Annotated in this window: 13 protein-coding genes; 3 read left to right on the plus strand and 10 right to left on the minus strand. The window is 31.0% G+C overall.

All coding sequences use genetic code 11. The features are described from left to right. Position 1: 1 nt before the first annotated feature. The 10 genes from GCL60_RS08080 to GCL60_RS08125 form a co-directional block, all read right to left on the minus strand. Entirely contained in the window at positions 2-652 is a 651-nt protein-coding gene (locus GCL60_RS08080; RefSeq protein WP_153420055.1) for a cytochrome c3 family protein, read from the minus strand. A gap of 321 nt (positions 653-973) precedes the next feature. Continuing rightward, positions 974-1,858 (minus strand): heme o synthase, encoded by an 885-nt coding sequence (gene cyoE, locus GCL60_RS08085; RefSeq protein WP_153420057.1) that lies wholly within the window; start codon positions 1,856-1,858, stop codon positions 974-976. A 22-nt stretch (positions 1,859-1,880) separates the two neighbouring features. Continuing rightward, positions 1,881-2,360, minus strand: coding sequence for a hypothetical protein (locus tag GCL60_RS08090; protein ID WP_153420059.1), 480 nt, complete (start codon positions 2,358-2,360; stop codon positions 1,881-1,883). Between the two features lie 154 nt (positions 2,361-2,514). Beyond that, a complete protein-coding gene (locus GCL60_RS08095) occupies positions 2,515-3,168 on the minus strand; it encodes an HAD family hydrolase (RefSeq protein WP_153420061.1) in 654 nt (217 codons plus the stop codon). 6 nt (positions 3,169-3,174) lie between these two features. After that, the gene (locus GCL60_RS08100) at positions 3,175-3,576 is read right to left on the minus strand and encodes a cupin domain-containing protein (RefSeq protein WP_153420063.1); all 402 of its coding nucleotides are present in this window, start codon (positions 3,574-3,576) and stop codon (positions 3,175-3,177) included. Between the two features lie 28 nt (positions 3,577-3,604). Further along, the gene (gloB, locus tag GCL60_RS08105; RefSeq protein WP_153420065.1) at positions 3,605-4,396 is read right to left on the minus strand and encodes a hydroxyacylglutathione hydrolase; all 792 of its coding nucleotides are present in this window, start codon (positions 4,394-4,396) and stop codon (positions 3,605-3,607) included. 3 nt (positions 4,397-4,399) lie between these two features. Next, complete coding sequence (locus GCL60_RS08110; protein ID WP_153420067.1) at positions 4,400-6,853, minus strand: Tex family protein; 2,454 nt, start codon at positions 6,851-6,853, stop codon at positions 4,400-4,402. Positions 6,854-7,002: 149 nt separating this feature from the next. Further along, on the minus strand, positions 7,003-7,434 hold the full coding sequence (ndk, locus tag GCL60_RS08115) for a nucleoside-diphosphate kinase (RefSeq protein ID WP_153420070.1): 432 nt from the start codon (positions 7,432-7,434) through the stop codon (positions 7,003-7,005). A gap of 134 nt (positions 7,435-7,568) precedes the next feature. Continuing rightward, a complete protein-coding gene (locus GCL60_RS08120; protein ID WP_153420072.1) occupies positions 7,569-9,113 on the minus strand; it encodes a hypothetical protein in 1,545 nt (514 codons plus the stop codon). A gap of 15 nt (positions 9,114-9,128) precedes the next feature. Beyond that, the gene (locus GCL60_RS08125; RefSeq protein ID WP_153420073.1) at positions 9,129-9,365 is read right to left on the minus strand and encodes a NifU family protein; all 237 of its coding nucleotides are present in this window, start codon (positions 9,363-9,365) and stop codon (positions 9,129-9,131) included. Between the two features lie 211 nt (positions 9,366-9,576). On the opposite strand from GCL60_RS08125, the gene GCL60_RS08130 reads away from it, so the two are divergent. From GCL60_RS08130 to tgt, 3 genes are all read left to right on the plus strand, one after another. Further along, positions 9,577-10,686 (plus strand): M14 family zinc carboxypeptidase, encoded by a 1,110-nt coding sequence (locus GCL60_RS08130; protein WP_153420075.1) that lies wholly within the window; start codon positions 9,577-9,579, stop codon positions 10,684-10,686. A gap of 155 nt (positions 10,687-10,841) precedes the next feature. Next, complete coding sequence (locus GCL60_RS08135) at positions 10,842-11,267, plus strand: DoxX family protein (RefSeq protein ID WP_153420076.1); 426 nt, start codon at positions 10,842-10,844, stop codon at positions 11,265-11,267. 156 nt (positions 11,268-11,423) lie between these two features. After that, positions 11,424-12,533 carry a tRNA guanosine(34) transglycosylase Tgt gene (gene tgt, locus GCL60_RS08140; protein WP_153420078.1) on the plus strand — a complete coding sequence of 370 codons (1,110 nt, stop codon included), beginning with the start codon at positions 11,424-11,426 and terminating at the stop codon, positions 12,531-12,533. Positions 12,534-12,539 lie beyond the last annotated feature (6 nt).

Here is a 12,539-nt window from a genome sequence, read left to right on the forward strand (position 1 = left end):
ACTAATAGTGACAAGCTCCACACGCTTGTGGTGGTTGTATTAATTTATCTTTGTAATCAGGATCATTCGTTGGAATATATCCCGACGCATGAGGATCATAAATCATATTTGTGATTTGATTTTGGGGTCTAATATTTGGCATAGGATCTCTATGACATTCTAGACACCATCCCATACTTAACGGACTTACCAATCGAATTGTTTCCATTTTACTGACATCACCGTGACAAGACACACAACCAACACCCGCTGTTAAATGCGCGCTGTGATTAAAATGTGAATATCTTGGTAGAGAATAAACATGTACCCAAGGAATTGGAGTTTTATTTTTATAACTTTTATGCAAAAGTTCGAGACGAGGACTGTCTTTTTTAACTTTATTATGGCACCCCATACATGTTTCTGTAGGTGGCAATGGAGCAATTTCTGTTTTGTCAATTCCACTATGACAGTAACGACAGTCTATCCCCATTTGCCCTGCGTGAAGCTGGTGGCTGAAAGCTATCGGTTGTTCGGGTTCATAACCTACAGCCAAAAATTTTGGCGAAAAATAGTACCAAATTCCTGTAACAATAGCTATTACGAGTAAAGGAATACCTATACCTAGATATAAAGGAATTCGGTTCGTCCATTTTGGAAATATCGGTTCCACGGCACCACCTAAATTAAAGCAAAAGCTAAAAAATAATTAAAAAATCAAAAACTTTTTTCAGTAACGTAACAAACAAAACATACCCAAAGAATTCAGTTTTAGTTGAACTCAGTGCAATGTTATGTTGCGGGAGTGTTCTAACGGATCAAAACAATACGAGCAAGAGCCTAATCCTAGATCATCGAAAACATTTTTCAAACTCATAATCTCTCAGTAAATAAAAATTTTCTCGTTCACTTGCTTGCTTGTCAAGCTTATATACAAAAGAGTGGCGAAATTCAATTGAGAATAATTCTCAATTAATGTTTTGAAATTTTATTCTTACTTAAGCATGAGCATCCAAAAAAATCGATCTGCTACTAATCCAAGAACTAACACTGGTAAGTAAACAAGGGAAGCAAGAAAAAATTTCCTAGGCCAATTTGGCAAAACATTATTTTTAAGACCAATAATACTCAATCTTAAAAACCATATTCCCAGAACAGCGGCAAAAATAAAATATACTTCGCCACCTACACTTAAGGGAACAAGCGTAAAAGTGAATCCAATTAAAACAAGAGTCCACAATAAAGCTTGAATTTTTGCAATATAATCACCGCGTATAACAGATACAACTTTTATTCCAGCTTTAGAGTAATCCTCTTTATGATAAATCGCAATTGCGATAAAATGCGGCATTTGCCATGCAAATAAAACACCAAATAAAGCTAAACTTGCTATGTCAATTTTATTACTAACTGCAGTCCAACCTAATAAGGGAGGCATTGCCCCAGGAAATGCGCCTATAACTAAAGCTAAAGGAGTTTTATATTTTAAAGGAGTATATATGAGGCTATATGCTAAAATAGCTGTTAATGCTAAAATAGCTGTTAATAAATTTACAAATACATATAAAATTAAAATACTTGATATACCCAATAATGTTGCAAAAATAAATGCATGCGAAGCTTTAATTCTTCCCGTTGCAAGTGGTCTAAATTTTGTGCGTCTCATAAGCTTATCTGTATCTTTTTCATAAATCATATTAAATGTATTTGCAGAAGCAACAGATAAAGCCGTACCGAATAAAGTCATAATAAAGCTAAAAATGTTTATGCTACCAGGAGCAAGAACGACTCCGCCAGCAGTCATTAAAATACAAAAAAAGGCGATTCTTGGCTTTGATAGTTCTATATAATCACGGAATGTAGAATTTTTAATAGACATTGTTTATTTAATTTCCAAAACTCTATTGTGTTTTTTGCGTTGTTACTTTAGCTGCATCCTTGCAATATTCTGCAATTACTTGCCAAACATCACCACAAGCTTTTTTATGTCTCTTCATATTTCTTCCATGCATATACTGTTTGCATTGTTTTGCTCCAAAGTTATAGCCATAGATTTCATTTCCATATTGAGGACATTGTGATGATTTATCTGAATTCGCTAAACATACCTTAATCATCCTAGGAACGGTAGAGTCACAAAGCTGTGTCATAGCATCACATTTTGAAAACCATTCCATAGTTTTGCCTGCACAATCCGTTATAGTAAAAGTTTTGGACTCTTCCTGAATTTGCGCAAGAGAAGCCGTTATCTCTTTGGCAGAATTTTCATAATTTCTAAATACAACCCAACCAATAATTATAGAAAGAGCAAATAGAGCAATAACAAAAGGCACACCCAGGTCACCTTTACGTCTAAATGCACTTGTATCTTCATTTTGCATTATATCACTTCCTAATTTAAGTTTATGGGAGCTTTAAAAAAAGAAAACACTTAATTTTGTAGCTCAATGCCACTCACGAATGGCTTAGCCTATCCTCTAGACAATTTCCAGAAGTAGGCAAATCCTTTTTTGCAATAAAATAAATTTTATAAAATTAAATTAAACTTAAAATTTCTTTAGGTGTATTAACAGTAAAATCAGGAAGGTCGGATCCAGGAGCTGAATTATATCCCCATGAGCACCAAATAGTTGAAGCTCCAAAAGATTTTCCTGCTTTTATATCTCCAGAACTATCACCAACCATAAAAGCTTTATCTGATAAAGAACAAAAGTTATGTCGTTGTGAAACAATTTTTAAGGGAAGAGAACTGGGTTTCATTTCGGCACAACTATCACCACCCATTACATCAGTTATATATTCTAAAAGACCTAATTTTTTTAATAATTCTTTAGAATGAAGTTCTGGCTTATTTGTAATAACAAATACCTTATCTTTTTGAGATAAGATTTTTAAAACTTCTTTTATATCAGAATAACATTTTGTTTTTATACAAATATTTTCTAAATAGTGTGTCTCATACTTTTGTTTTACTTGTTCATATAAAGTATTAAAATTTTCTTTATTTTGTAAATAATCTTCAAAACAATTCATGTAAAGTTCATGCATTCCTTTATTTACATGCGTTTTTAAAATTTCAACATCTTTTAAGGCAAGACCCAAATTTTCCCGAACAGCATTTGCTGAATTTGCCATATCTTCTCTTGAGTCTTCTAAAGTACCATCTAAATCAAAGAAAAAAAATCTCATTTAAATTTACGCCTTATTTTTTTGTAAGTCTTCAACACTTCCTTTGCCATCACCAAGTTCAGTTACCTTACGTTCACCAGAACGACTTCCCTTAAATGCTGTAAAAAGTTTTGAATTATGAATAATAACTTCATGTGGAATTCCAGCAGGTATCACTAAAATATCACCAGCTTCCATTGTTAAAGGAAATTCGTCAAAATGAAATGTAATACAACCAGATACTGCAGCTCTTATTTCTTCATAATCATGCCCATGTTTACTACGTTCAAACCAAGGAGGACAAGTTTGTAAATCATAAGCTTTAAATCCTAATTTTTCTAATTCTTCTTTCATTAGATTTTCAGTTGGATCTATTTTATGAGGCCATTTATAAATAGTTATTCCATTTGGAAGTATACATTTTTTCATACTTTATTTCTCCATAAATTTATTCGAATTAAATAGTTATCTTAACTATGGGAGGATTGTCTCTAAATTTTCGAACAAAACAAAATGTTTCAAAATTTGTGAAAGTATTTGTAATTTTTTGCAACTCAGGATCATCCCATCTAAAAAAACTACTTGTTTTTTGCTCATTTTCAAAATGAAAAGGAACTGTAAATTTATTTTCTTTTCTAATTGAAATAATCTCTTTAATTTTTTCTTCAATATTTTTATTATTTGGTTCAAGCTTTTGAAGTATAAGATAGTTTTCTAAAGTGTATTCATGAGCAGACCATATTAATGTGTTTTTAGGTAAATTTTCACGTAAAAAATTTAAAGAAGTATACATTTGCTCTAATGATCCTTCAAATAATTTACCACAACCACCAGAAAAAATTGTATCACCAATAAATAAATGATTTTCAGAATTGCTAATTGAAAAAAAATAACAAATATGGCCTAATGTATGGCCTGGCACATAATAAACATGAGCATTATTTCCTGCAAAAGAAACAATATCATTATGATTTAAAAAATGTTTCTGAAATGGAATTCGTCCCGAATCATTTGCTCCAGCATAAACTTCGGCTTTTGGATATTTTGCAATTAACTCTTTATTTCCACCAACATGATCATAATGATGATGGGTATTAAATATTTTAGTAAGAGTTAAATTATTAAGATCTAAAAATTCAATAACAGGTTTGGCTAAAGCAGGATCCACAACAGCTGCTTCTCTATTTTTTTCATCAATTAATATAAAGATATAATTGTCTTCTAAAACAGGAAGCAACTGTACTTTCATAGACTAAACTCTATTTGTGTTAAATTTATTAATTAAATCAGATAAACTTGCTGGCTTTTCCGATTCTTTATTTTCATTTTTCGTGTTCTTAGTATTATATTTTTTAGTATTATAAGAAGAATTTTGATTGTAATTACGATTTTCTTGATGGCCTCTGTTATCTTGAGATTGCCCTTTATTATATTGCTGCTTTTGATTTTGACCGCTACTTGCTCCAGAACGATTTTGATGTGTAGAGGATGCAGTATTTGTAGTTGCCGAATTTTCTTCGCATGCACGTTTAGAAAGAGAAATTCTTTTTCTTTCTTTATCTAAACCAATTACTTTAACTTTAACTTGTTGCCCAACACTAATAGCTTGAGATAAGTCTTTTATAAATTGATTTGATAATTCAGAAATGTGAATTAATCCATCTTGATGCACGCCAATATCTACAAAAGCTCCAAAATTTGTTACATTAGTAACTGTCCCTGTAACAACTTGGCCTTCTTTTAAATGTCCAAAATCTCTAACTTCACGGTTATAAGTTTGTTTTGAACCATCTTCACGAGGGTCGCGGCCTGGTTTTAATAATTCTTTAATGATGTCTTGTAATGTTGGTAATCCAACTTCATCTGAAACATAATTTTCAAGTTTTATTTTATTTATATTTTCTCTGTTACCTACTATTTGATTTATAGGCAGAGATAAATCAGAAGCCATTTTTTCTAATATTGGATAAGATTCTGGGTGAACGCCTGTATTATCTAATGGATTTGAACTTTCTGGAATTCTTAAAAATCCTGCGGATTGCTCAAATATTTTTGCGCCGTATCCCATTACTTCAAATAAATTTTTTCTATCTTTAAACTCACCATTTGCTTCTCTATGTCTAACAATACCTTTTGCTAAACTATTTCCAATGCCAGCAACATAGGAAAGTAAGCTAGGACTTGCTGTGTTTAAGTTAACACCAACATAGTTCACACAACTTTCAACAACTTCACCAAGTTGTTTCTTTAATCTGCTCTGATTTACATCATGTTGATATTGACCAACACCAATGCTTTTTGGATCTATTTTTACTAGTTCTGCTAATGGATCTTGCAATCTTCTCGCAATACTTACAGCACCACGATAGGAAATATCGAGATCTGGAAATTCTTCTCTGGCAATATCACTTGCGGAATAAACACTTGCTCCAGCTTCATTTACGATTACAACTCTAGGTTTTTTAACATTTGTTAAAGTCTCTAAAGTCTTTTCAATAAATGCTTCCATTTCACGACCTGCAGTTCCGTTACCTATAGAAATAAGTTCTACATGGTGTTTTTGAATTAAATTCACAATTGATTCTGCAGCATTTTTATTTTTTGGTTTTTCAAAATCATCTTCATGTTGAGGATATACAGTTGTATAATCAAGTAATTTTCCTGTTTGATCAACGACAACTAATTTACTTCCCGTTCTGAGGCCAGGATCCACACCTAATATAATTCTTTTTGGAATTGGTGGTAAAAGTAACAAGTTTCTTAAGTTTTTTCCAAATACAGAAATAGCTTCTTCTTCTGCGCTTGTTTTTGTTTCTAAACGCAATTCTGTTTCAATACTTGGAGAAATTAATCTTGTATAACTTTCATTTACACATTCTGTTAAAAAGTTTTTTACAACATCAGATGCTTCATGTTTAATTACATGACTAGAAATAATAGAAAGTGGAATTTGCTCATCAAACTCAAATGACACTTTTAATACTTCTTCTTTTTCGCCTCTTCTTAATGCCATTAAACGATGAGCTGCAATCGACTTAATAGGTTCGCAAAATTCATAATAATTATTATATTTAGTTTTTTTATCTTTAAACTCATCTCTTACTTCAGCTTTAAAATTTGCATTTTCAAACATCCAATGACGGACTTCTTTTCTCATTTCTGCAATTTCAGAAATATTCTCTGCAATATAATCTTTTGTACCTTGAATAACTAATTCAAGATTTTTTAAATCATCGTGTTTGCCAATATATGCTGAAAATAAAGAAGCTAAATCAATAAGAGATGAATCCTGATTTAATACTTCTAATGCTAATGGAGCTAAACCGCGTTCAACAGCAATTTGACCACGAGTACGTTTTTTAGGTTTATATGGTAAATATAAATCTTCTAATTCTGATTTAACTTTACAAGCTGAAATTTTAGCTTGTAAAGCAGGAGTCATTTTATTTTGTTCCGTAATTGATCTAACAATTGCGTCTTTTCTTTCATTTAAAGAAAATATATATTCAAATTTTTCTACAATATTTCTAATTTGAACTTCATCAAGTCCGCCTGTTACTTCTTTTCGGTAACGAGCAATAAATGGTATTGTACAATCATCAAGTATAAGATTAAGAGTATTTTCAACCTGATTTTTTTGAATATTTAAATCGTTTGAAATATCAGATATCATTTCTTGAGTGAGGATAATTTCTTTTATAGCCATAATAGTTACTCGCAATTTAAATAAGCCAGGAGAACAAAACTTTCCCAGATTAAGGAAAGCAAAACGCACGTCGGATACTATACACTCTTTTTAAACAAAAAAAACCGCAAATGCGGTTTTTTAACGAGCGAAATATAAATAAAATTTAATTATTTAGCTGCATTTACAAGTTCTGTTCCAGAAAAGAAGTAAGCTACTTCAATAGCCGCATTTTCAAGAGAGTCAGAACCATGAACAGTATTTTCGCCAATACTTAGACCAAATTCAGCACGAATTGTTCCTTTAGCAGCCTTAGCTGGATCTGTTGCTCCCATTAATTCTCTATAAGCAACAACTGCATTTTTACCTTCTAATACTGAAACAACAACTGGCCCAGAAGTCATATAATCGCACAACTCACCAAAAAAGGGACGAGCTGAGTGAACAGAATAAAATTGTTCTGCTTCACGACGAGACATATGTATCATTTTAGTTGAAACAATTTTTAAATCAGCGCTTTCCATTTTAGAAAGAATTTTTCCAATAAGGTTTCTTTTAACACCATCTGGTTTGATGATAGAGAAGGTTCTTTCCATAATAATATACCTCTTATTAATTAGTTAAGAAAATCAAGAATAAATAAAACCAAAACAAAGCTATTTAAAAAATAGGTTAAATGTCAATAGGAAACATTCAAAAAGGAGCTTTTTTATGAAAAGATATAAATACCAGTCGCCTATTTGTTATTGGAAGATTCTTTCATTATAAAATCTTGCAAAATATGAAGCCATATTCTAGGCCTAGGATTTCCATCGTTTGAGTCACGAATAATTTCTTTAAGAATTCGCATAATAAAACAGAAGTTAAATAAATCATGAACCATCTCTAAATTTCTTGGTCTTAATTGAGAAGAACCAATATTTTCTTCAAGACTATGATTATAAAATTTATAAAATAAATTTTCTATTTCATTTAAATTAGGATTATATTTTTCTGGAGTTATAGTTTCTGAAATTTTTTTAGTATTTAAATTTCCAATTTTGATTTCGATATTTTCTGAACCATCAGTTAACGATGAGTAATATTTTCTTTCTGTAAAGTACCAAGCAAATCTTAAACTAACTAATAGTGATGCAATATCTTTTAAGCACGGTTGTTTGAATCTTCTATAACTCGGATCATCAAAATTATCAGATTCATAATCTAATAATACAATTCCATCTTTTCCAATCAAAAATTGACCTAAATGTATATTACCATGATTACGAATTCGAAGTCCTAAGTCATCTGCAATTTTAATTTTTTCAATTATTCTTTCAATAAAATCTGGTAATAAATAAAAAACTCCAGAATAAATTGGATACTGATCTTTCATAGTCAGAACTTTATTCAATCGCTCATAAAGTTTTTGAGATGTTACTTCAAGCCATTTGTTTTTAGACTCAGCCGTTGTTTGATCAGGCATTAGATCCGTTCCACGTGGAGCTAAAGTCATTGCTTTATGAAAATCACCCATAATTCTACCAAGGGATTCTACAATTTCTAAAACTTGATTCCATGCTTCTTCAGATTGTGTTTCTTTTAATTTTTTTGGGAATCTTGCTTTATGCAATAACGAAACTAAATGTGGAAATAAAGTACCATTATTTTGAACATATTTAATACCAATAGCCGTATGAGATTTTTTTATATTTCTAGATGAAAACTCAAAAACACTTATCAATTTAGCAAAATTCGAAAAAATATTTTGACTACCTAAATACGATAATAATTCAACTTCAATTGATTGTGGGTGCTCTCTTTCAATTGTTCTAAAAATTTTATAAGCAACCTGAAAATCTAAACGTACACAAGTATTTTTTGTGTCACTCCAAATTCCTATTGCAATTAAACTTGGTTCACCACCACATTTTTTGTGATAAAATGTTCCTTTTTTTGCTGTTGGTAGTGGATTTCTTTGTTTTTGAGTTACACGCCAAGATTCATAAAATTGACTATCCGATGATGCATCACGAAAACTCCAAGGAGAAATTGAGATTAAATCACCATCTTCACTATATCTCGCTAAACGAAATGGAAAAACGTATAAGTCAGAAGTTCCTTCAAATTCAACCCAAATAAATCCTAATGCGCCTTGAGCAGACGTTTCAAACAAACAGGCATCAAAAACACGCCCTGAAGGATTGTCTAAAAATTTAAAAGGAAAGTTACTTTGCTCTAACCATGTCTGTCCTGAAACAGCCTCTACGAGTTTTTCGATAATTTGAATAAAGGCGTTCATTTATATTTTTCTTTATTAGTCAGTTACAATCACATCATCAAGATCAGGAAATTCTTCTAATAAATAATTAGAAATAGATTCAGATGTATATGCCTGAATTGAACAACTTCCACATGAACCAGATAACTCTAAAGTTAAAATATTATTTTCTAAACTTATCAAATTAACTTCTCCGCCATGAGCCATAACGCCTGGTGAAATTTTTTCATCGATAAATCCTTTTATCGCATTATACTGCTCTAAATTCTTCATAAAAAATATCCTTAATCATTAAAGCTAGTTAGATAAATATACGATTTATCGCATTCTTAACATAAGTCTTTCTATTAGCCATGATAATACTAGCATAGTTTAGTTCATGACGGAAGCCTTGCAAAGACTCCTTATACGTGTTGCAATAAATATATGATAAGTTAATGAAAAAATATTATTTATTTTATAAAATTAGATAAAAGGAATTCTCATGGTTATTGCTCCAGTCAAGGGCAAAATCAACTTTAAATATATCCTTAGCTTGCTAATCTTAATTTTCTTTAATAGCGCTTATGCCATTAATATTATAGAAAAAAATGATTATTCACCACTCATTTTTGAAAACATAAATATTCCTCTGTCATTACTTAATATTAGCGGAATTCCTTTCACCAGTTTTCACGTACTAAATGATATACAAAGAGCCCGTTCTCAAAAACAAATCGCGGATTTATGTCAAAGAGTCGATTTAACCTATAAAAAATTAAATTGGGGTAAAAGCCCTTGTTTCTCAGTCCCATGGAAATATGATTATGTCAGTGAAAATGGAAATCCCCTTATATATTGGGACTTTGTAAGCGACACTATGGACGAAGATCAAAAAAAGAATATTACAGTTGTTCTAGGAGGAGTTCATCCCGATGAGCTGACCCCAGTTCACCTTGCCTTTCAATTTGCTGAAGCTTTACAAAAAAACCCAGATCTTTATGCAAATTCACATGTCATTGTTGCTCCACTCGTAAATCCCGATGGCTTTTTTACCAATCCTCCCAAAAGAACAAATGCAAATGGTGTTGATTTAAATCGAAATTTTCCAACAGCCACTTGGAATAAATATGCTTACCAAGTATGGTTAAAATCAAAACAAAAAGATAAAAGAAAATTTCCTGGATACTTTGCAAATTCGGAACAAGGTACAAGATTTCAGGCAGATTTATTAGAAAAATTTCATCCTGATAAGGTAATTTCTATCCATGCTCCTCTTGCTTTTTTAGACTTAGATTATGAAATTCCTCAGCTTCTATCAATTGGAAAACTAACTGATCAACAAAAAAAAGCACGAAATTTAGCTGAACTTTTGTCAAGAAGTGCGGGCAATTATAAAATTAAAGATATAGGAATATACCCAGGTAGCCTAGGAAACTATGCAGGAAATGAAAGAATTATTCCAACAATTACACTTGAAATGAGTAGCAGTAATCCAAAGTTTGTGAAAAAGTTTTGGAATGACTTTTCTCCAGGACTTTTTAAAGCTATAAAGTATGAGTTTAAAAAACATCAGTTTGCTGATATTGGAAACACCAATACAGACAACCAGTAAATTTATTTAAAATTAAACACTTAAATTAAAATTCAAAAAACATTTCTTTAAGATTGATAAATAAAGAAAAAGTTATAAGATTCACATTAAATATCATAAGAAATCAGTTTATTCTTATGAGAATAATTATTAATAATCCCATATATGAGGTTTAAATGAAAAATAAGTTTTTAGCCGTAAATTCTATTGGTACACCAGCAGATCTCACTTTATTATTAATACGTATTGTTTTTGGATATGCATTTATAATTCATGGTTGGAGTAAAATCTTAAATCCATTTCATTGGATGGGAGCAGATGCTCAAGTGCCAGCTTTTTTTCAAGCACTAGCTGCTATTTCTGAATTTGGAGGAGGAATTGCTCTTATACTGGGTCTTTTAACACGCTTAAGTTCTTTAGGTCTATTTTTCACAATGATTGTTGCTGTCTATAGTCACATATTTATTTATGGACATGCCTTTATATCAAGAGAAGATGGTTCCTACGAATTACCAGTAATTTATGTTTTATTATCTCTTTTATTTATTGTTATTGGACCTGGAAAATTCTCTTTAGATAAAAAGATTTTCGGCAAAAAATAAATTTTAGTTTAAATGCAAAAATAAAACTCATTGATTCAAATATTCATTTGTATATTTGAATTTTTTTGTTGAAATTTTCATAATTATTGCTAAAAAATAATTTCTCCTCCAATAAAATTTATTGGTGATTTTTTTATTTCTTTTTTAGGCACAAAAATGGCACTTAAATTTGATTATATTGCAAAAGATCCAAATTCAGAGGCAAGAAGAGGAAGAATTCATACTGCTCACGGAACAATTGAAACTCCTGTATTTATGTCTGTTGGAACTTTTGGATCCGTTAGAACCCTTGATCATACAGAGTTAGAAGATATTGGAGTTCAAATTATTTTAGGTAACACCTATCATCTTTATTTAAGACCAGGTCCAGATATTTTAAAAGATGTTGGTGGCTACCATAAATTAATGAGCTGGAATAAACCTATATTAACAGATAGTGGTGGATTTCAAATATTCTCACTACCACATCAAAGAGTAATAAGTGAAAAAGGTGTTACTTTTAAAAGCTATATTGATCAAAGTTACAAAAGATTAACTCCTGAAAGTGATATCGCTTTTCAAGAGGTTATTGGATCCGATATTATGATGGTTCTTGATGTTTGTGTACCTTCAACTAGCTCATACGATATTTGTGTTGAAGCTATGAATAGAACACATCGTTGGGCAAAAAGATGCAAACAAGCAAAAACAAGAGAAGAAAATTCTTTATTTGGAATAGTTCAAGGTGCTATTTATGAAAATCTTCGGCAAGAAAGTGCCGAAACTCTTGTTAACTTAGATTTTGATGGATATGCCATTGGAGGATTAGCTGTAGGTGAAACAGATGAAGAAAGAGATCACTTTACAAACTTTACGGCAAAACTTCTTCCTCAAAATAAACCTCGTTACTTAATGGGGGTAGGTACCCCACACGATTTAGTTCGAAGTGTTCTTGCTGGAGTTGATATGTTTGACTGTATCATTCCAACAAACCATGCTCGCCAAGGTGTCGCTTATACTTTTGGTGGTAAAATTAAATTAAGAAGAGTTTTTCATGCTAGAGAAACAATCCCTATTGATGAAACTTGTGGATGTTTTGTCTGTAAAAGATTTTCAAGAGCTTATTTGCATCAATTAACTAAATGCGAAGAACCTACTGGATGGAAATTAATTTCATATCACAACACATGGTTTTATGAGAGATTAATGGAAAAAATTAGAGAGACAATAGCTGATGGCACGTTCTCTAGCTTTGCAAAACATTTTTTAGAAAATGCCGATGATTAATTTGTT

The sequence above is a fragment of the Silvanigrella paludirubra genome (genome assembly GCF_009208775.1).
Taxonomy (GTDB): Bacteria; Bdellovibrionota_B; Oligoflexia; order Silvanigrellales; family Silvanigrellaceae; genus Silvanigrella; species Silvanigrella paludirubra.

What these genes read in the sequence shown, in the direction of transcription:
- GCL60_RS08130 (WP_153420075.1), top strand. Translation starts at nt 9,577, where the DNA reads ATGGTTATTGCTCCAGTCAAGGGCAAAATCAACTTTAAATATATCCTT.
- gloB (WP_153420065.1), bottom strand. Translation starts at nt 4,396, where the DNA reads ATGAAAGTACAGTTGCTTCCTGTTTTAGAAGACAATTATATCTTTATA.
- GCL60_RS08100 (WP_153420063.1), bottom strand. Translation starts at nt 3,576, where the DNA reads ATGAAAAAATGTATACTTCCAAATGGAATAACTATTTATAAATGGCCT.
- GCL60_RS08090 (WP_153420059.1), bottom strand. Translation starts at nt 2,360, where the DNA reads ATGCAAAATGAAGATACAAGTGCATTTAGACGTAAAGGTGACCTGGGT.
- GCL60_RS08110 (WP_153420067.1), bottom strand. Translation starts at nt 6,853, where the DNA reads ATGGCTATAAAAGAAATTATCCTCACTCAAGAAATGATATCTGATATT.
- GCL60_RS08120 (WP_153420072.1), bottom strand. Translation starts at nt 9,113, where the DNA reads ATGAACGCCTTTATTCAAATTATCGAAAAACTCGTAGAGGCTGTTTCA.
- GCL60_RS08095 (WP_153420061.1), bottom strand. Translation starts at nt 3,168, where the DNA reads ATGAGATTTTTTTTCTTTGATTTAGATGGTACTTTAGAAGACTCAAGA.
- GCL60_RS08125 (WP_153420073.1), bottom strand. Translation starts at nt 9,365, where the DNA reads ATGAAGAATTTAGAGCAGTATAATGCGATAAAAGGATTTATCGATGAA.
- tgt (WP_153420078.1), top strand. Translation starts at nt 11,424, where the DNA reads ATGGCACTTAAATTTGATTATATTGCAAAAGATCCAAATTCAGAGGCA.
- cyoE (WP_153420057.1), bottom strand. Translation starts at nt 1,858, where the DNA reads ATGTCTATTAAAAATTCTACATTCCGTGATTATATAGAACTATCAAAG.
- GCL60_RS08135 (WP_153420076.1), top strand. Translation starts at nt 10,842, where the DNA reads ATGAAAAATAAGTTTTTAGCCGTAAATTCTATTGGTACACCAGCAGAT.